Source organism: Streptomyces sp. NPDC057474 (genome assembly GCF_042802555.1).
GTDB lineage: Bacteria > Actinomycetota > Actinomycetes > Streptomycetales > Streptomycetaceae > Streptomyces.
Genome location: NZ_JBHVDX010000201.1, coordinates 1 through 19426, shown reverse-complemented (window position 1 = coordinate 19426; position 19426 = coordinate 1). Strand labels below are relative to the sequence as shown.

Genomic DNA, 19426 nt, shown 5'->3' with positions numbered 1-19426 from the left:
CCCCCAGGGGTGCTCCGCCCTACGGCGTTCGGACTAGCCGCAGCGGCCCGTGGTCCACTTGTGCGAGCGGAGCTTGTACGTGCCGGCCGGGTTGCCGCCGTGCTGCTGGCGAGTGCAGCCGGCGCGGTCGTCCTCGTCCTGGTTGGCGCCCCTGTAGTAGACGACGCCGGTGAAGTCGGAGGCCGTACCCGCGTTCCAGACGGACTTGACGTTGTGCGTGGCCGACCAGGAACACCGGACGTTGCCGGACCGCCAGTCGGGGTCGGCCTCGCTCCAACTGCACTTCTGCCCGGTGAAGTTGGCACCGGTCCAGAAGCAGACGTCCCCGGACGCACAGTCGACGGCGGTGGGAGCCGCGTGGGCGGCGGAGGCCGGAAGGGCGAAGGACGGGGGGTGGTTCGTTCTGGGGCGGCCCGAGGTTGGCAATCGGCGGCAGGGCGGTACAAGGGATCCCGTGTTGGTGGGACGCTGGGACGGCCGTGCCGCGACCGGCCTGCGGCGCCCCCGGCCGCTGGGACGGCGCTGGGACGTCACAGCGACGAACGTCAGCGATCCGTTATACAAGTGGCTGGAGTTGGCGGGATTCCGGCGGTCTGTTTCTGGCACAGTGTGCTCGGGCGCGGGGATCGGGGGATCCAGGGGGGCGCCCTCTCATCTCCGTACACACCGCGCCGCCGTCTGACCCACGTGCGGCGCCGCCGTTCAGCACGGCAGCAAGTGAAAAAAGGGGGGCGCCCGTGTCTGCGTGCACGGAGTCCGAGCGGTTCGCCGCCTGTCTGCGGTCGCTCAAGGAGCGATCGGGACTCAGTTACGCGGCGCTCGCCGCGAAGGCCGGAACAAGTGGGTCCAGCGTGCACCGCTACTGCCTGGGCAGTTCGGTACCGCAGGACTACGGCACCGTCCACCGCCTCGCGGTGGCCTGCGGCGCCACCCCGGAGGAGCTACGGACGCTGCACCGCCTCTGGGCCGTGGCGGACGCCGCCCGGGAGCCCGAGTCCACGGAGCCCGAGTCCACGGAGCCGGAGTCCACGGAGCCGACGACGTTGCCGGAACCGGAGGCCGCCCTGTCGGAGCCGGTCATCGGGCCGTCGGAGCCCTCCCACGAACCGCCGGAACCCACGCACGGCTCCGGGGCCGTGGGGTGGAGCCGTCGGCGGATCCGCGTCGGCGTCGCCTTCGGCCTGGCGGTGCTGTTCCTCGGCGGGATGGCCTGGACTCTGCCGTCGCTGGGCTCGGCCGAGGGAAGCGACGGCGGTCAGGACGGAGCCGCAGGGGAACGGCAGAAGAAGGACAGTCGGCCCCTCTTCACGTCCGGGTGCCGGGAGGTGGTGGCCATGGGCCAGCACGACACATGCGTACGCGAGGTGCAGGGACTGCTGCATGCCAAGGGCGCGGTGATCGGTGTGGACGGTGACTTCGGACCGCAGACGCTGCGCCGCGTGACCGCCTTCCAGGTGATCGCGGGGATCGAACCGCCCAACGGCGTGGTCGGTGACGCCACCAAGCAGGCGCTGTACGAGTCCGGCGCACGCATGGACACCTGGACGCAGGACGAGGTGCGCAGGCGCATCCGCGAGGTGTTCACCGAGGCACCGGACCGCGCGGTCGCGATCGCCGACTGCCAGTCCTTCCTCGACCCGCTGCACATCCTCCCGAACACCAACGGCACAAGGAACTGGGGTCTGTTCCAGATCTCCGACGCCCGTCTGACGAAGCTGGGCGGCACTCCTCGCAAGGCGCTCGACCCGGAGTGGAACATCCGCGCGGCCAAGCGGTTGTGGAGCCAGGACCGGGACTTCAGCGACTGGCCCCACTGTGACCGGGCGTTCAGTCCCAGTCCTTCCGCTTCGCCGTAGGGACCAAGGAGCGTGGGTACCGCGGACCGGTTGTGGCCGGTCGCGCCCATGCGGCGGAGCCGCGAATTGATGCGGCCCCGCGCCCCTGGAAGCCGAGGCTCAACTCACGTCCACGAACACGGGGTTCGAGTAGAACCAGGTGTCCTTCTTCGCCGTAGAGGCCAAGTAACGTGGGTACCGCGGACCGGTTGTGGCCGGTCGCGCCCATGCGGCGGAGCCGCGAATTGATGCGGCCCCGCACCCGTGGAAGCCGAGGCTCAACTCACGTCCACGAACACGGGGTTCGAGTAGAACCAGGTGTCCTTCCAGGGGTCGCCGTTGCCCGGCTCGTGCGGGATCGGGCCGTGCGGGTCTATGGACGCGCCCAGGTAGCCCGCGCCGTTCCTGTTGCCATCGCTGCCCCGCAGCCGGAGGTAGAAGGGCTCGTCCCCCGCCGTGATCGGGACGCGGAGGGTGTACGTGCCCTTGCGGCCGCTCACGTCCTTGGTGTGGACGACCTTGGTGGCGGGGGCCTTCCAGGCGTCCCGGTCGCTCACCGGGCCGCGCACCGCGCCCCGGATGACGTCGACGTGGGCCAACTCCGGCAGGATTCCCTGGGGGTTGGCGCGGGACGCGGTCGTCACCGTCACGTTCAGGGTGAGCTTCTCGCCCTTGCGGACGCGTAGCCGGCCGCCCAGGGTGACGCCACGCCCGTGGTCGCGGTCGCGCTTCACACGGACGTCGAGGCCGTCGAGCAGATGGCCGTGGTCGAGCCAGACGCGGCCGGCCCGCAGGCCCGCCATCACCGCGCGGTAGCCGTAGCGGGTGACGCCCACGTGGGTGCGGCTGAACTGGCCGGGCCAGAAGTCGCTGCCGGGCTGCGGGGCGTCGGTGTTCACCGGGTCGGGGAGCTTGCCGGTGTTGTCGAAGTTCCGCCCGGCCGGCCAGTCGCCGTTCTTCCAGGTGTCGAAGACGATCCGGTGGGCGTCCGAGTTGGTGGTGATCGAGAACAGCTTGCCCTCGGCCAGCATGGCGTCCCAGAGGCCGCCCACGGTCGCCGTCGACCAGTCGAAACCGCCGTACGTGAGGTACGCCTCGGCCGGGTAGCCGGGCCAGGACTGGGCCGACGGCTTGTTCTCGTACTCGCCGCGCATCGAGGTGGCCCCCCGCCAGCCGGGGATCGCCGCGCCCTGGGCGCCGGGCGCGCCCTCCATGCCGATCATGATCTCGGGGGCCGCGTCCCGCCAGTTGCGCATCTCGTGCGGGGAGTCGATGCCGAGGCGCAGGGGGTGGTTGGCGAGGACCAGCACGTCGTCGACGTAGCCCGAACGCCGTTGCTGGGCAAGCCACTTGATGGCCTTGACGGCGTGCGCCTCGTTGCGGGCGGTGTCCGCGCCGCCCACGGAACCGTCCGTGTAGCCGAGCAGCTTGCCGTCGTACTCGCGCTCGAAGCGGGTGAGGAGGTCGACCTCGTGCCGGCCGGGGGTCGTGAAGACCGTGCAGTGCTCGGCGGCCGGGATGTACCACTCCAGGCCCTGGAAGATCAGCTGCCGCGGGTTCTCGGCCCGGGCCTGCAGGATCTCCTTGTGCTCCAGCGCGGCCCCGAAGTCGGCGTGCCCGAAGTTGGAGTGCTCGGTGAACACCATCCAGTCGAGGCCGTACTTGGCGCCCGCCGCGGCCAGTTGGGAGAACGTGTACTTGGCGTCGTGGCTGTAGACGGTGTGGATGTGGTGGTCGCCGACGAGGTAGGCGAGACGCGGGTCGTCGCCACCGTAGTGCCGGGAACCGGCGGAGGCCGCGGCCGGTGTCGCCAGGGCGCCCGCGGAGCCCATCGCGAAGGCGGCGCCGAACAGGCCCGCGCCGCGCAGGAGGCCGCGGCGCGACATGCCCTGCGCGTCGAGGTCGGCGGGGGAGACGGACGGATCGGCCCAGGCGGGCAGCTGCTGCTCGTGCGTGCCGGACAGGTCGGACATGGTCTGTGTGCTTCCTTCGCGTCTCAGTGGTTTCTCAGTGGTTCATGAACGACTTGACGGACAGCGCCCGTTCGACGACACGGACGTCACCGAGCCGCCCGTGCAGGATCTGGTCGATCTTCCCGGCGTACTCGTAGCCGCCGAGGATCCAGGGCAGGCCGACGGAGGCCAGTCCGACGGCGGCCGCCTTCGGGTTGCGCACGACCGGGCAGCCCTGGACGTAGAGCGTGGTGTGCTTGCCGTCGTTGACGATCGCGAGGTGCCACCACGTCTCCAGCGGGGTCTCCTGGCCCCAGTTGGTCGCGATGCCCTGCTGGTTGAGCGGCCGCACCGCCCACTGCGGCTCCCGGTCGTTCGACAGCGACAGCGTGGCGAGCGGCTCGTCCGGGTCGTCGGCGGTCTTGCCCGCCGCGCCGCCCGTGCCGGTACGGCCGAGGACGCCGGCCCAGGCGTGGTTCGACGGGTTCCAGTCGGCGGGCAGCCGGTAGAACGCCTCGATGGTGTAACCGTCCTTGAACGTCGCCGAGTTGAGCGGCGCCCCGTCGAACGTCCGCAGGTACGCGCCCTTCAGCGGAGGCTTGCCGCCGTGGAACTCCAGGCTGCCGTGGCCGGGCTGGTCCGGGTGGTGGTCGGCGGACCAGGTGAGCGTGCCACCGCCGACCGTGACCAGGCTGAGGTCGTTGCCGTGCCCCGAGCGGTCAGGGATCGTGCCGCTGACGGCCGCCCCGTCCTGCTGACCGTCGAACCGCCAGTACGCGACCGTGCCGGGCACCAGCATCTTCGACACCGGGCGGGCCGCCCGCGCGGGCACCGGGGCGAAGCCGGCGAACCGCTCGTCGAAGTCGATCTCGACCGTGAACCGGTCGGCGTCGCCGGAGAGTTCGCTCTCCTGCCGCTCCAGTTCGTTGAGGCCCTTGGCGGCCCGGCCCAGGATCCACGGGGAGATCGTCTCCACGTCGATGGTGTTCCGGTCGAGGTCGAAGCGGTAGAGGCGGATCATCGCCGCGCCGCCGAAGTACCGGTTCTGGTAGTTGGTGAGGTGGAGATGGACATCGTTGTCAGCGGTGTTCTTCCGCGTCGCGCGCGCCGCCGGCCAGTAGTGCCCGTTGAGGGTGAGGAAGATCTGGTCGTGGTCCTTGATCAGCTGGTCCCACAGCTTCTGCCCGTACGACGAGAGGGAGTCGTCGCCGTCGACCAGCTCGTGCGTGGTGAGGACGACCGGTGTCTTCGGGTGCTGGGCAAGGACGTCCTTCGCCCAGGCGAAGCCCTTCGCGGAGAGCCGCCAGTCCAGGGCGAGCACCATCCACGGCCGGCCGCCCGCCTCGAAGAGGTGGAAGGAGTTGTAGCCGTCCGGGGAGGCACCCCCGAAGGTCGGCCTGCCCTTGAAACGAGCGGGTCCGAAGACGTCCAGGTACGGGGTCGAACCCCGCTGGTCGTCGGTGGACGAGCGCACGTCGTGGTTGCCGGCGAGGACGCTGTAGCCGACGCCCTTGCGGTCCAGGAGCCGGAACGCCTCGCCGATCGCCGAGCACTCCTCCTTCGCGCCGTTCTGCGTGAGGTCCCCCAGGTGGGAGAGGAAGACGATGTTCTCCTCCCGCCCCTCCTCCAGCAGATAGCGCAGCGACGCCTCGACGGGCGCCCTGTCGATGCTCGGCCCGTCGAAGAGGTACTGGGTGTCGGGCATGACGGCGAGCGTGAACCGCCGGCTGTCCCGGTCGGGCCGCAGGCGGTCGGCGGACGCGGCGGAGACGGGGGCCTCCACGGCGGCCTGCGCGGCGCCGGCCGCCGGGAGCACGGCGGCCGCCGCACCCATCAGCGCGGTCGCCCGCAGGAAGTTGCGTCTGCCGGCGCCGGCCTGCGGGGCCGCCTCGCCCTGGTCGTGCTCATGCGAAGTACACACGTGTGCTCCGTAGGAAGGTCCGTGAGAGAAGGAGGAGGGGTGGGATCAGAGTGCCCTCAGCGTCCATGACCAGCGGTGGACACCCGGCGGGACGAGATACTCGGGTGAGGTGTCGGGCCCGCACGACGCGGTGCCCAGCCCCCGGTGCGCCGCGTCGATGTGGACCACGCAGCCCGGCCGGGGAGTCAGTTCGTCGTGGTGCGTGGCGGCGGTGAGGTCCTCCGCGCGGTGGCGGGTGACCGAGACCTGCCGTGGTCCGTCCAGCCGTACCGACAGGACGTGGTCGTCACCGGAGAGCGTGAAGTGCCGTACACCGTGCCGGCCCCCGCTCTCCTGCGGCCGCAGGTAAGGGGTGAACAGCTCGTCCACGGGGGCCGAGTGGTGGCCGACGGGCGCCCCGGCCGCACGGTCCGGGTAGCTCTCCCAGGGGCCCTGCCCGTACCAGGCGAGGCGGTCGAAGCCGTCGACGGTCTCGAACACCGTGCCGACGCGGGCCACGTCCGTCAGCTCCTCGGGCAGCACGGCCGTCTCCTCGACGAGCACCCGGCCGTCCACCAGCGCCGTGAACGCCTGCTCGTGTTCGACGGCTCCGGCCCCTGTCATCCAGCGGGACCGGACCCGCACGGTGGAACCCTTGCGCTCCACGGCGACCGGCTCGCGCTCCGCGCGGTCCAGACCCAGTTCGCGCCAGCGCTCGGCCATACCGCCGAGGACGTCGTTGTCGGTCGGGGCCCGCCACAGGCTCAAGCCCGGCGGGGAGGCGAGCAGCGGGTGGAGCAGCAGCCCGGTGTCGTCCGTCTCCGGCGGCGGGATGTGCCCGAGGTCCTCCTCGGCGCCCACCACCGGCTCGCCCTCGTCCGCCGCGTACCACCGCACCTGCGGGAAGCACACCTCGGTGCCGCGCGGCGCCCAGGCCTCGTCGGTGGCCGTGGTCACGCGCAGCGTCAGCCAGATCTCGCCTGCCCCGTCGAGCACCTCGGGCCGGTCGATCACGGCCGAGCCGCCGGGCGGTACGTCGGGCAGCTGGGCCGGCAGCGTCCAGGTGCCGCCGTCGGCCGCCGCGAACTCCCACTCGGCGGCCAGCCACGACAGATCGCGGAAGTGCTGCCGGTTGTGCACGCGCAGCACCCGCCAGGTGCCCTCGCCCTCCACGGACAGCCGCACCGGGGCGGCGATCTCGCGGTGTTCGAACATCACCGGCTTGGGTGTGCGGTCGGGGAAGACCACCCCGTCGGCGATGAAGGCGCCGTCGTGGATCGTCTCGCCGAAGTCGCCGCCGTAGGCCCAGCGCAGGCCGGGTCCGGCGACCCCGTTCTCGTACAGCCCGGTGCCCCCACGCCCGGCCGGTCGTCCGTCGTTCACATGTTGGAGGATGCCGTGGTCCCAGAACTCCCAGATGAACCCGCCCTGAAGACCCGGTGTGGCCTCGATGGCGGCCCAAGTGTCGGCCAGGGTGCCGTTGCTGTTGCCCATGGCGTGCGAGTACTCGCACTGGATCAGCGGCCTGGTCTGCTCACCCGACAGCGCGTGCGCCACGCAGTCCTCGATGGGCGCGTACATCGGGCAGGCGATGTCGGAGGCGTCGTCCGTGGCAGCCCAGTCCAGCTTCGCGGCCCCCTCGTACTGCACCGGCCGGGTCGGATCGTGGCGTCGCAGCCAGCCCGCCGCGGCGTCGTGGTTCGCCCCGTAGTCGGACTCGTTGCCCAGCGACCAGACGATCACCGACGGATGGTTCTTGTCCCGTAGGGCCATCCGGGAGACGCGGTCCACGAAGGCGTTCAGATAGCGCGGGTCGTCTGCGATCTCGTGGGCGTGGTCGTGGGACTCGATGTCCGCCTCGTCGACGACGTAGAAGCCGAGTTCGTCCGTGAGGTCGTACAGCGTGGGGTCGCCCGGATAGTGGGAGGTGCGGATCGCGTTGAAGCCGAACCGCTTCAGCGTCAGCAGGTCCGCGCGCAGGTCCTCGTACGACACCGTCCGCCCGGTCAGCGGATGGAAGTCGTGCCGGTTGACGCCCCGGATGTAGACGCGCTCCCCGTTGACCAGCAGGTCCCGGCCGCGGATCTCGACCTCGCGGAAGCCGACCCGGTGGTGCGAGGTGTCGGCGACCGTGCCGTCGGCGCGGTGCAGGCGGACGGTGAGGTCGTACAGCTCGGGGGTCTCGGCGTTCCAGGTCCGTACGTCGGGGACGACCGTGCCCATGCGGGCCTCGCCGAGGAAGTCGGAGACCCGGTCGTCCTCGGTGTTGAGCCGGTCGAACTCGATGTCCTGGGCCAGCTCCAGGCCGTCCAGCTCCCCGCTGACGTACCACCCGGCGGGCAGCGCGCCCGTCCCCGCTGCCGAGCGCACCCGGCAGTCCACCCGCAGCTCCCCGTCGCGGCGCGCCCGCACGCTCACGTCCGCGAGATACAGCGGATCGGTGGCGTACAGCAGCACCGGGCGGGTGATCCCGCCGAGCCACCACTGGTCCTGGTCCTCGATGTGCGAGGCGTCGGACCACTTCACCACCGTGAGCCGCACGGTGGCCTTCCGCCCGGGACGGACCAGCCCGGAAAGGTCGAACTCGGCGGCCAGATGGGAGTCCTTGGAGATGCCGGCCGGCCGTCCGTCCACATGGACGAGCAGCACGCTCTCGGCCGCGCCGACGTGCAGGACGATCCGGCGGCCGGCCCAGTCGGCGGGTATGTCGACCTCCCGCTCGTACACACCGGTCGGGTTCTCGACCGGCGAGTCAGGCGGGAACTGCGCCCACGGCATACGGACGTTGGTGTACTGCGGCGGGTCCTCCGCCACCTGGAGGGCCCAGGAACCGGGGAGTTCGGCCCAGGACCAGCCGGGGCCGGGTTCCCGCTCGGGTGACGGCAACAGCTGGAACCGCCAACGGCCGTCGAGCGACAGCGCCCGGTCGCGCCGGTCGACGGCGTTCATGGGCAGTCGCCCCCAGGAGGTCACCTCGGGTGCTTCCCAGGGGCGCAGGGCGAAGAGTGCGTCGGTCATGACCGTTCCGAAGTCGGTGGTGAAAAGGGGGACGTGGCCGGCCGGGGCAGGACGCGGCCCCGCAGGCCCCAGGCGGGGTCGACGGGGATGCCGAGACGGTCCAGGACGGTGGGGGCGATGTCGATGAGGCGGGGCGAGTCCAGCAGAGTGCCGCCGGATGTTCCGGATGTTCCGGATGTTCCGGGCTCGGCGAGGACGACGAAGACCTCCCGCTCGGCGCGCGTGTCGCCGCCGTGGCCGCCGGTGTCGAGATGGCCGTGGTCGGTGGTGACCAGGACCGTCCAGTGCTCGTCCGCGCGGACGGGGTCGGAGCGCCGGGCGTCGACGGCGTCCAGCAGCCGCCCGAGGTGGGCGTCCTGGGCGAGGAGGGCCTGGTCGTAGGCGGGGCCGAGGGGGCCCGTGGCGTGGCCGGCCTCGTCGGTGGCGCCGAAGTACACGAACACGACGTCCGGGTCGTCCTCGGTGAGCCAGCGCACGGCGGTGTCGGCGACGAGCCGGTCGGCGCTCTCGTAACCGTCGGACTCGCCGTCGTACGGCACGCGCCTGCCGACGGCGGGCCCCAGGGTGCCGCGGTGGACCAGTTCCGGCCAGGACACCGCGGCCGCAGTGCGCAGACCGGGCCGCGCGGCGGCGGCGCGGCTGAGGAAGTCGGGGTAGCGGATGTAGTCGGCGCCGGTGAAGTCGTTGCCGGTCACCCCGTGCCGGTCGGGCCACACCCCGGTCAGCACGCTCGACCAGCCGGGGCCGGAGTCGGTGTAGGCCATGCTGGTGGACGGCCCGTCCTCGGCCTGACCGTCCACCTCGCCGTAGGGCAGCAGGCTGCTGCCGTGGGCGCCCGCGGCCATCAGACCGTGCAGCACGGGTGCCGTGGACGGCGAGCGAAGCGGGAGAGGGGTCCCCCCGGCCGGAGGCTGGGGGAGGGGCAGCCGGTCGAAGCGCACCCCGTCCATACCCACCACGAGCACCTTGCCGCGCCCCGGTCGACCTCCGCCGCCGACATCCACCACCGCGCACCTCTGTCTCGACACCGCTTCAGCTGCCCTGTACCGCGCCTTCGGTGGCGCCCGCGATGAACCCGCGAGCGAAGATCGCGAAGACCACGACCAGCGGGATGGACGCCATGAGCACACCGGCCATGACCATGCTGTAGTCGGTGTTGTGGCCGACGTTGAGCTGGGCCAGCTCCACCTGGAGGGTGACGTGTTCGGGGTTGGTGAGCACGATGAGGGGCCAGACGTAGTCGTTCCAGGCACCGACGAAGGCGTAGATGGCGAGGAAGGACAACGCGGGCTTGATCATCGGCAGCGCGACGTTCCAGTACTGACGGAAGAAACCGGCGCCGTCGATGCGCGCCGCGTCGAGCAGTTCGTCGGGCACACCGGTCTCGATGTACTGGCGCAGCCAGAAGATGCCGAAGGCGTTGGAGAGGGCGGGCCAGACCAGCGCCTTGAGCATGCCCACCCAGCCGAGCTCGGACATCAGGATGAACTGCGGCAGGACGGCCAGCTGCAGCGGCAGCATCATGAACACCAGCAGCGTGCCGAAGAGCCACTTGCGCCCGGGGAATTCGAACTTGGCGAAGGCGAAGGCCGCCAGGGAGTCGACGAACAGCACCAGGACCGTGGTGACGCACGCGATGACGACCGTGTTGAGCATCGACCCGAAGAAGTCGACCGTGTCGAGCACACCCCGGATGTTCTCCAGCAGATGGGAGCCGAAGGTCAGCTTCGGTGGGCTCTTGTAGATGTCACGTGTGGTGTTGGTCGCCATCACGATCGTCCACACGAACGGGAAGACCGAGATCAGGACGGCGACGATGAGGAAGACGTGCGCGGACAGGCCCTTGGGGCGGCGCGGCCGCTTCGCGCCCGTGGCCGGCCGTGGCGTGGCGGCTGTCGTCATGACTTCCTCCCTCGTTGCACGATGCGCCAGTTGATGACGACGAGCACGATGATCAGTACGAAGAAGGCCCACACGATGGCCGCGCCGTAGCCGTAGTCGTTGTCGAGGAAGGCCGACTGGTAGAAGTACAGCAGCGTGGTCAGGCCCGCCTGGCCCGGGCCGCCGAGGTTCTGGTTGGCGGCGTTGCTGGCGAAGAGGACCTGGGGTTCGCTGAAGCTCTGCAGACCGTTGATGGTCGAGATGACCACGGTGAACAGGATGATCGGCCGCATGATCGGAATGGTGATCTGGAAGAACGTGCGGATGGGGCCGGCGCCGTCCATCTTGGCCGCCTCGTAGAGCGACTGCGGGATGGCCTGGAGGCCGGCCAGGTAGATGATCATGTTGTAGCCGGTCCACATCCAGGTCATCAGCAGCGCGATGACCACCTTGATCAGCCACGGGTTGCTCAGCCACGGGACGGGTGAGATGCCGACCGTGCCCAGGATCGCGTTGACCAGGCCGAAGTCGTTGCTGAACACCGCGCCGAAGAAGATCGCCACGGCGACGATCGACGTCACGTTCGGCACGTAGAGGGCGATGCGGTAGAAGCCCTTGAAGCGGCGCACCGAATGCAGCAGCGTCGCCAGCACCAGGGCGCCGAAGAGCGTGGGAACGGTGGACAGGACCCAGATCACCAGGGTGTTGCGGATCGACAGCCAGAAGACCGGGTCGCTCCAGAGGAACTCGAACTGCTGGAGACCCACGAACTGCTTGGTGCCCAGACCGTCGTAGCGCTGGAAAGCCAGATACAGCGAATAGAAAACGGGGACGAACGAGAAGGCGATGAAGATCAGGTAGAAGGGCGAGATCGCCAGGTACTGCCGCCAGTACGACAATACCCCGCGACGTTCGGGCCGCGCGACGCCCGCGGGCGGGGTGCGCCGCGGGCGGAAGCGGGCCGGGCCCGGCCCACCACGGTGCTCAGGCACCGTGGCGGGACCGGTGACCGGAGGTGACGACACCTCAGTTCACCCCCTGCCGCCTGGCGATCTGCTTGGCCTGGCTGACCGCGTCCTTCCAGGCGTCGTCGGGCTTCTTGCCCTTGGCCTCGATGCTGGTCAGCTCGGCCATGAAGGGAGCCATGACCGCGGAGTCGGCGGGTGCCTCGTAGCTGACGGGGATGGCCTCGGCGGCCGGGCCGAAGACCTCGATGATCTTCTGTCCGCCGAAGAAGGCGTCAGGGCCCGTCATGGCCTCCATCGCGTACGAGTCCGGGGAGGCGGGGAAGATGGCGGCGTCGGTGAAGCTCTTGGCGTTGTTGTCCGGGCTGAGGATCCAGCTGATGATCTTGAATGCCTCTTCGGGGTTCCGGCACTGCTTGGGCAGGGTCAGATAGGAGCCGCCCTGGTTGGCGGGCCCGCCCGGCGTCGCGCAGACCCGCCACTTGCCCTTGGTGTCCGGGGCCGCCGACTCGATGTCCAGCGCGTGCCAGGCGGCGCCGACTTCGGTGGTCAGGCTCTTGCCGACGGCGGCGTTCCAGCTGTTGTCGTTGATCTTGGCGTCGAGCCCGAGCGTGTAGGCGCGGATCGCCGTGTCCCACGCGGCGCGGATGTGGTCCTGGTCACCGATGAAGTGGTTGTCCTGGTCGATGAACCGCTTGGCGCCCTGGCCGACCGCGATGTTGAACACCGAGCCCATGTTGTTGATCAGGAAGGTGCCGGGCAGCGCCTTCTTCAGCTCCGAGCCGAGCGCGAAGTAGCCGTCCCAGGTCTTGGCCTCGGCGGCGACCTTGGCCGGGTCGGTGGGCAGCCCGGCCTTGTCGAACTGGTCCGCGCGGTAGAAGAGCGCGGTGGGGCCGATGTCGATCGGGAAGCCGATCTGCTTGCCGTCCTCGGTCTGGGCGAGCTTGGTCTTCCACTCCAGGTACTGGGACGAGATCTTCTTGAAGCCCAGGTCGTTCAGGTCGAGGAAGCGGTCGGCGTTGGGCAGGAAGGAGGCGATGTCCTCGCCCTTGATACCGGTGATGTCCGGCACCGAGGAGCCGCCCGCCGAGAGGGTGGTGGTGAGCTTCTGCTTGAAGTCGCCGCCGATGGAGGAGCTGGTCAGCTTGATCTGGCTGCTGAACTGCGTCTTGGCCTCGGCGACCACCTTGTCGCTGAGGGCTCCGCCCCAGTACCACATGGTGAGGTTCTTGCCGTTCTTGGTGCCGCCGGATTCCGAGTCGCCGCCACATGCGACGGTCAGGCCGGAGGCCGCCGCGGTGAGCACGGCAGCCTGGAGGAAGCCTCTACGAGAAAGGTCCACGGGTCACTCCTGTTTGTTCCTGTTCGTGGTACTACGGGGCTTTTTGCGGGGGGTTCAGGGCAGCCGTGCGGGTGGGGTGACCGGGGCGTGGTGCACCGGTGGGCCGAGTTCCGCCGGGATGCGGTGCGCGAGGAAGCCGTAGGTCTTCTTCAGGTCGGGGTCGGTCAGCGAGCGCCACCAGCGGTCGACGCCGTACCAGCCGGGCGCGGCCAGACCTCCGCCGTGATGCCCCACGGACAGTCCGGCGGACAGCACGGCGAACCGCAGCCGCTCCACCAGCGGCCAGCCGCCGAGGGAGGCGGCGACGAAGCTCGCGCCGAAGACGTCGCCGGCGCCCGTCGCGTCGAGCACGTCGACGTCCAGGGCCGGGACCTCCGCGTACTCGCCGGTCGTCTGGTCCACCGCGACCGCGCCCTCGCCGCCGCGGGTGACCACGGCCACCGGCACCAGTTCGCTCAGCGTGCCGAGCGCGGCGACCGCGCTGTCGGTACGGGTGTACGCCATCGCCTCGGTCTCGTTGGGGAGGAAGGCGTGGCACAGGGCGAGCTGGTCGAGCAGGTCGCGGGACCACTGCTGGGTGGGGTCCCAGCCGACGTCCGCGTAGATGTGCGTGCCGTTCGCGGCGGCCTTGGCGAGCCACTCGCGCGGCTCGGCCTCGATGTGCACGAGCGCCGTGCGCGACTCGGGCGGGTCGCCCATCAACACGTCCTGCGAGTACGGCGGCTCCTGGCCGTGGGTGACCAGGGCCCGGTCGTGACCGTGGGCGAGGGAGACGGTGACGGGGGTGTGCCAGCCGTCGGCGGTGCGAGAGAGGGAGAGGTCGACGTTCTCCTGTCCGGCGAGGACGTCACGGCAGTAGGCGCCGTAGTAGTCGTCGCCGAAGACCGTGGCCAGGGAGGTCTTCAGGCCGAAACGGGCTGCGGCCACGGCCAGGTTGGCGATGCCGCCCGGACCGCAGCCCATGCCGTCGGTCCAGATCTCCTCGCCGGGTGTGGGCGGCTTGCCCAGCCCCGTGAGCACGAGGTCGTAGAAGAGCAGCCCGGTCAGCAGCGCATCGGGCCGGTCGTCGTCCACGCGTGCACCCTCTCGTCGAGACTCTCGAGGATCACTCTTCAAAAGTCTTCAATTTCGGTGCACAGATCGTGCGCGCCTCCGGGAAGTTTGGCAAGAGTCGAGCAGAAGTGAGCATGGAAATGATTGGGAATGACGAGTACTGTTCAGCGCGTGCTGGCAGAGCGACGACACCAACTCATCCTGCGGGCCCTGCGATCAGGGGGCCCGGCGGCCGTCACCGACCTGTCCGAACAGCTCGGTGTGAGCCCCGCCACCATCCGGCGTGACCTCGTCAGGCTGGAGGAGGAGGGGCTGCTCACCCGTGTGCACGGCGGCGCGGTCGTGGACGAGGGCGACCAGCCCTTCGCCGAGGTCGCCGAGATGCGGGTGACCGAGAAGGACGCGATAGCGGCCCAGGCCGCCTCGATGGTCCGCGACGGTCAGTCCGTGCTCCTCGACATCGGGACCACCGCCTACCGCCTGGCCCGGCAGCTGCACGGCCGTCGCCTCACCGTGATCACCAGCAACCTGGTGGTCTACGAGGAGCTGGCCGACGACGAGGGCATCGAACTGGTGCTGCTCGGCGGCATGGTCCGCCGCGAGTACCGTTCCCTCGTCGGCTTCCTCACCGAGGACAACCTCCGGCAGCTGCACGCCGACTGGCTGTTCCTCGGCACGAGCGGGGTGCGGCCCGGCGGACAGGTGATGGACACGACCGTCGTCGAGGTCCCGGTCAAACGCGCGATGATCAAGGCCGGCGACAAGGTCGTCCTGCTCGCCGACTCCGCGAAGTTCCCCGGTACGGGGATGGCGCGGGTCTGCGGTCCCGGGGAACTCGACGTGGTCGTGACCAACGGGTCGGTGGACCCGGGCACACGGTCCTCGTTCGAGGACGCGGGGGTCGAGGTGGTCACCGTATGACCGCCTCGGGGCGGGGCGGCTGACACGTGTCGGGACGGCCCGCATGTATGCACGATCGGCAAAGGTGGTAGTTGCGTGAAGCTGACGATTCTGGGCGGCGGAGGATTCCGGGTGCCCCTCGTGTACGGGGCGCTCCTCGGGGACCGCGCCGAGGGCCGGGTCACCCATGTCGTGCTGCACGACCTGGACGCCGAGCGGCTCTCCGCCGTCACCCGGGTCCTCGCCGAGCAGGCGGCGGACGTGCCCGACGCCCCCGAGGTGACCGCCACCACCGACCTCGACGAGGCCCTGCGCGGCGCCGACTTCATCTTCTCCGCGATCCGCGTCGGCGGCCTGGAGGGCCGCGCGAACGACGAGCGGGTCGCCCTCGACGAAGGCGTCCTCGGCCAGGAGACCGTCGGCGCCGGCGGCATCGCCTACGGCCTGCGCACGGTCCCGGTCGCCGTGGACATCGCGCAGCGTGTGGCCCGGCTCGCCCCCGACGCCTGGGTCATCAACTTCACCAACCCGGCGGGCCTGGTCACCGAGGCCATGTCCCGCCACCTCGGCGACCGCGTCATCGGCATCTGCGACTCACCCGTCGGCCTCGGCCGCCGCATCGCCCGCGTCCTCGGCGCCGCGAATCCGAAGGAGGCCTGGATCGACTACGTCGGCCTCAACCACCTCGGCTGGGTCCGCGGCCTGTACATCGCCGGCCGTGACGAACTCCCGCGCCTGCTCGCCGACCGTGACCTCCTCGGCTCCTTCGAGGAGGGCAAGCTCTTCGGCGTCGACTGGCTCCAGTCCCTCGGCGCGATCCCGAACGAGTATCTGCACTACTACTACTTCAACCGCGAGGCCGTCCGCTCCTACCAGGCGGTCGAGAAGACCCGCGGTGCCTTCCTCAAGGACCAGCAGGCCCACTTCTACGAGGAGATGCGCCGCCCCGACGCCCTCGCGCTGAAGGCCTGGGACCGCACCCGCGCCGAGCGCGAGGCCACCTACATGTCGGAGAACCGGGAGACGGCGGGCGCCGGCGAACGCGACGCCGACGACCTGTCCGGCGGCTACGAGAAGGTCGCCCTCGCCCTGATGCGGGCCATCGCGCGCGACGAGCGCACCACCCTCATCCTCAACGTCCGCAACAAGGGCACCCTCTCGGCCCTCGACACCGAGGCCGTCATCGAGGTGCCCTGCCTGGTCGACGCCAACGGTGCCCACCCGGTCGCCGTGGCCCCCCTGCCCGACCACGCCACCGGTCTGGTCTGCGCGGTCAAGGCCGTCGAACGTGAGGTCCTGGCCGCCGCCGAGTCGAGTTCCCGTACCACCGCGGTGAAGGCCTTCGCCCTGCACCCCCTGGTGGACTCGGTGAACGTCGCCCGCAAACTGGTCGACGGCTACACGGCCGTGCACCCGGGCCTCGGATACCTCAAGTAGCCACGGGGCAGTTTCCCCTTGCTCATCCGCAGCCGCACCCGCTAGGAGACGTACGGCCATGCATGACGAACGCCGCCGCATCGAGGAACGCGTCGAGCGCGTCCACACCCAGCGCATCAAGCCCGCCATCTACGCGGCCTCCGTGCCCTTCGAGGTCGAGGCCTGGCAGGCGCCGGGCGAGCCCGTCCCCTTCGAGGAGGCCGCGGCCGCCTCGTACACACCGTTCGCGATGGACACCCCGTGGGGTCCGCCGTGGGGCACGACCTGGTTCCGGATGCGTGGACAGGTGCCCGCAGAGTGGGCGGGCCGCCGCGTCGAGGCCGTCATCGACCTCGGGTTCGTCGGCGACTGGCCCGGCAACCAGGCCGAGGCCCTCGTCCACCTCGCCGACGGCACCCCGCTGAAGGCGGTCAACCCGCTCAACCAGTACGTGCCGATCGGCAACCCCGTCCGGGGCGGCGAGACCATCGACTACCTGGTCGAGGCCGCGTCCAACCCCGACATCCTCGCCGACAACTTCTCGAAGATCACGCCGATGGGTGACATCCTCACCGCCGGCGACAAGCCGCTCTACACCTTCCGGCGCGCCGACCTCGCCGTCCTCGACGAGGAGGTCTTCCACCTCGACCTGGACCTCCAGGTGCTGCGCGAACTGATGGTCCACCTCGGCGAGCACGAACCCCGCCGCCACGAGATCCTGCACGCCCTGGACCGGGCCATGGACGCCGTCGACCTCGACGACGTCTCCGGCAGCGCGACGGCCGTCCGCGAGATCCTCGCCCCCGTCCTCGCCAAGCCCGCCCACGCCAGCGCCCACACCGTCTCCGGCGTCGGCCACGCCCACATCGACTCCGCCTGGCTCTGGCCCATCCGCGAGACCAAGCGCAAGACGTCCCGCACCTTCTCCAACGTCACCGCGCTGGCCGACGAGTACGAGGACTTCATCTTCGCCTGCTCCCAGGCCGTGCAGTACGAGTGGGTGCGCGACAACTACCCGCAGGTGTGGGAGCGCATCAAGAAGGCCGTCGACAAGGGCCAGTGGGTGCCGGTCGGCGGCATGTGGGTCGAGTCCGACGGCAACCTGCCCGGCGGTGAGGCCATCGCCCGCCAGCTCGTCCACGGCAAGCGCTTCTTCATCGAGCACTTCGGCATCGAGACCAAGGGCGTCTGGCTGCCGGACTCCTTCGGCTACAACGCCTCCTACCCGCAGCTCGCCAAGCTCGCCGGCAACGACTGGTTCCTCACCCAGAAGATCTCCTGGAACCAGACCAACAGGTTCCCCCACCACACGTTCTGGTGGGAGGGCATCGACGGCACCCGCATCTTCACCCACTTCCCGCCGGTCGACACCTACAACGCCCGCTTCAGCGGCGAGGAGATGGACCGCGCCGTCCGCAACTACCAGGAGAAGGGGGGCGGCACCCGTTCCCTCGCGCCCTTCGGCTGGGGCGACGGCGGTGGCGGCCCCACCCGCGAGATCATGGAACGCGCCCGACGCCTGGCGGACCTGGAGGGCTCACCGAAGGTCGTCGTCGAACACCCCGACGAGTTCTTCGCCAAGGCCCGCGCCGAGTACGAGGACGCCCCCGTCTGGAACGGCGAGCTGTACCTGGAGCTCCACCGCGCCACCTACACCTCCCAGGCCCGCACCAAGCAGGGCAACCGCCGCAGCGAGCACAAGCTGCGCGAGGCGGAGCTGTGGGCGACGACGGCCGCGCTCCACGCGCCCGGCTACGCCTACCCGTACGAAAAGCTCGACCGCCTCTGGAAGACGGTCCTCCTCCACCAGTTCCACGACATCCTGCCGGGCTCCTCGATCGCCTGGGTCCACCGCGAGGCGGAGGCGGAGTACGCGAGGGTGGCGAAGGAACTGGAGGAGCTGACGGCCGAGGCGATCTCGGCGCTCGGCGGCGGTGACTCGCGTGTCTTCAACACCAGTCCGCGTGACCGGGCCGAAGTGGTCCGTACGTCCGCGGGTGCACCGGTGTACGTGAAGGTACCCGCGAACGGCAGCGCACCCCTGACCGCCACCGAGCCCCCGCACCCCGTCACCGTCTCCGGCCGCGTCCTCGACAACGGCCTGGTCCGGGTGGAGGTTGCCGAGGACGGAACCCTGGCGTCCGTACGGGACCTGGCCGCCGACCGCGAGGTCCTCGGCGACACGGGCAACCTGCTCCGTCTGCACACCGACCTCCCGAACTACTGGGACGCCTGGGACGTCGACAAGCACTACAAGAACCGCTACACGGACCTGCTGGACGCCGAGTCCGTGACCGTGGTCGAGGAGGACCCCCTCGTCGGGGCCATCCGCGTGGAGCGATCGTTCGGCAAGGGCTCCCGCATCACCCAGACGATCACCCTGCGCGCCGGCAGCCCCCGGATCGACTTCGAGACGGACATCGACTGGCACGAGGCCGAGAAGTTCCTCAAGGCCGGCTTCCCGATCGACGTCCGCGCGCCCCACTCCTCCGCCGAGATCCAGTTCGGCCACATCCAGCGCCCCACCCACACCAACACCAGCTGGGAGGCGGCCCGCTTCGAGGTCTCCGGCCACCGCTGGGTGCACGTGGCCGAGCCCGGCTACGGCGTGGCGGTGATCAACGACTCCACGTACGGCCACGACGTCTCCCGCACGGTCCGCGAGGACGGCGGTACGACCACCACGGTCCGCCTCAGCCTGGTCCGCGCCCCGCGCATCCCGGACCCCGAGGCCGACCAGGGCAAGCACCACATCACCTACTCCCTCCTCCCCGGCGCGAGCATCGCGGACGCGGTCGCCGAGGGTTACGCCCTCAACCTGCCGCTGCGCGTCGCGGACGCGGCGGGCGCCCCCGAGCCGGTCGTCTCCGTGGACGGAGACGGTGTGACCGTCGAGGCGGTCAAGCTCGCCGACGACGCCTCCGGCGACGTCGTGGTCCGGATCTACGAGTCGTGCGGCGGCCGGGCCCAGGGCGTCCTGCGCACCGGCTTCCCGCTCGCCGGCGCCCAGATCACCGACCTGCTGGAACGCCCCCTGTCGGAGGCGGCCACGGACGGGAACGGCGTCCCGGTGACGCTGCGCCCGTTCGAGGTGCAGACGCTGCGGCTGGCGGTGGGGGAACGGTGACCGCCGTTCCCATCAAGAATTAAGAAAGGCGTAAAAC

General features: G+C 70.3%; 13 protein-coding genes. 4 read left to right on the top strand and 9 right to left on the bottom strand.

From position 1 onward, the window contains the following. Positions 1-33 precede the first annotated feature (33 nt). Positions 34-426, bottom strand: coding sequence for a peptidase inhibitor family I36 protein (locus ACFU53_RS37365; protein WP_384003033.1), 393 nt, complete (start codon positions 424-426; stop codon positions 34-36). A gap of 311 nt (positions 427-737) precedes the next feature. Here ACFU53_RS37365 and ACFU53_RS37360 point away from each other — a divergent pair, with 311 nt between their 5' ends. Then, a complete protein-coding gene (locus ACFU53_RS37360; protein ID WP_384003030.1) occupies positions 738-1856 on the top strand; it encodes a helix-turn-helix domain-containing protein in 1119 nt (372 codons plus the stop codon). A 257-nt stretch (positions 1857-2113) separates the two neighbouring features. On the opposite strand, the gene ACFU53_RS37355 is transcribed toward ACFU53_RS37360, so the two are convergent. From ACFU53_RS37355 to ACFU53_RS37320, 8 genes are all read right to left on the bottom strand, one after another. Next, positions 2114-3808: a PHP domain-containing protein gene (locus tag ACFU53_RS37355; protein WP_384003027.1), complete on the bottom strand. Its 1695-nt coding sequence runs from the start codon at positions 3806-3808 to the stop codon at positions 2114-2116. A 34-nt stretch (positions 3809-3842) separates the two neighbouring features. After that, positions 3843-5708, bottom strand: a complete 1866-nt coding sequence (locus tag ACFU53_RS37350; protein ID WP_384003024.1) for a LamG-like jellyroll fold domain-containing protein — start codon at positions 5706-5708, stop codon at positions 3843-3845. A 45-nt stretch (positions 5709-5753) separates the two neighbouring features. Further along, the gene (locus ACFU53_RS37345; RefSeq protein ID WP_384003021.1) at positions 5754-8705 is read right to left on the bottom strand and encodes a glycoside hydrolase family 2 TIM barrel-domain containing protein; all 2952 of its coding nucleotides are present in this window, start codon (positions 8703-8705) and stop codon (positions 5754-5756) included. Beyond that, positions 8702-9655, bottom strand: coding sequence for an alkaline phosphatase family protein (locus ACFU53_RS37340; RefSeq protein WP_384003042.1), 954 nt, complete (start codon positions 9653-9655; stop codon positions 8702-8704). Before ACFU53_RS37340 ends, ACFU53_RS37345 begins: the two co-directional genes overlap by 4 nt. A gap of 82 nt (positions 9656-9737) precedes the next feature. Next, complete coding sequence (locus ACFU53_RS37335) at positions 9738-10607, bottom strand: carbohydrate ABC transporter permease (protein ID WP_384003018.1); 870 nt, start codon at positions 10605-10607, stop codon at positions 9738-9740. Next, the gene (locus ACFU53_RS37330; RefSeq protein WP_384003039.1) at positions 10604-11578 is read right to left on the bottom strand and encodes a carbohydrate ABC transporter permease; all 975 of its coding nucleotides are present in this window, start codon (positions 11576-11578) and stop codon (positions 10604-10606) included. The genes ACFU53_RS37335 and ACFU53_RS37330 overlap by 4 nt, the downstream gene beginning before the upstream one ends. A 34-nt stretch (positions 11579-11612) precedes the next feature. Next, entirely contained in the window at positions 11613-12893 is a 1281-nt protein-coding gene (locus ACFU53_RS37325; protein WP_384003015.1) for an ABC transporter substrate-binding protein, read from the bottom strand. Positions 12894-12947: 54 nt separating this feature from the next. Further along, the gene (locus tag ACFU53_RS37320; protein WP_384003012.1) at positions 12948-13967 is read right to left on the bottom strand and encodes a carbohydrate kinase family protein; all 1020 of its coding nucleotides are present in this window, start codon (positions 13965-13967) and stop codon (positions 12948-12950) included. A gap of 150 nt (positions 13968-14117) precedes the next feature. Between ACFU53_RS37320 and ACFU53_RS37315 the strand changes: the two genes are divergently transcribed. The 3 genes from ACFU53_RS37315 to ACFU53_RS37305 all read left to right on the top strand — a co-directional run bounded on the left by ACFU53_RS37315 (position 14118) and on the right by ACFU53_RS37305 (position 19389). Next, complete coding sequence (locus tag ACFU53_RS37315; protein ID WP_384003036.1) at positions 14118-14867, top strand: DeoR/GlpR family DNA-binding transcription regulator; 750 nt, start codon at positions 14118-14120, stop codon at positions 14865-14867. Positions 14868-14942: 75 nt separating this feature from the next. Next, positions 14943-16283, top strand: a complete 1341-nt coding sequence (locus ACFU53_RS37310; protein WP_384003009.1) for a 6-phospho-beta-glucosidase — start codon at positions 14943-14945, stop codon at positions 16281-16283. A gap of 58 nt (positions 16284-16341) precedes the next feature. After that, positions 16342-19389, top strand: coding sequence for an alpha-mannosidase (locus ACFU53_RS37305; protein ID WP_384003006.1), 3048 nt, complete (start codon positions 16342-16344; stop codon positions 19387-19389). Positions 19390-19426: the final 37 nt, after the last annotated feature.

What these genes read in the sequence shown, in the direction of transcription:
- ACFU53_RS37355 (WP_384003027.1), bottom strand. Translation starts at nt 3,808, where the DNA reads ATGTCCGACCTGTCCGGCACGCACGAGCAGCAGCTGCCCGCCTGGGCC.
- ACFU53_RS37345 (WP_384003021.1), bottom strand. Translation starts at nt 8,705, where the DNA reads ATGACCGACGCACTCTTCGCCCTGCGCCCCTGGGAAGCACCCGAGGTG.
- ACFU53_RS37340 (WP_384003042.1), bottom strand. Translation starts at nt 9,655, where the DNA reads ATGGACGGGGTGCGCTTCGACCGGCTGCCCCTCCCCCAGCCTCCGGCC.
- ACFU53_RS37335 (WP_384003018.1), bottom strand. Translation starts at nt 10,607, where the DNA reads ATGACGACAGCCGCCACGCCACGGCCGGCCACGGGCGCGAAGCGGCCG.
- ACFU53_RS37305 (WP_384003006.1), top strand. Translation starts at nt 16,342, where the DNA reads ATGCATGACGAACGCCGCCGCATCGAGGAACGCGTCGAGCGCGTCCAC.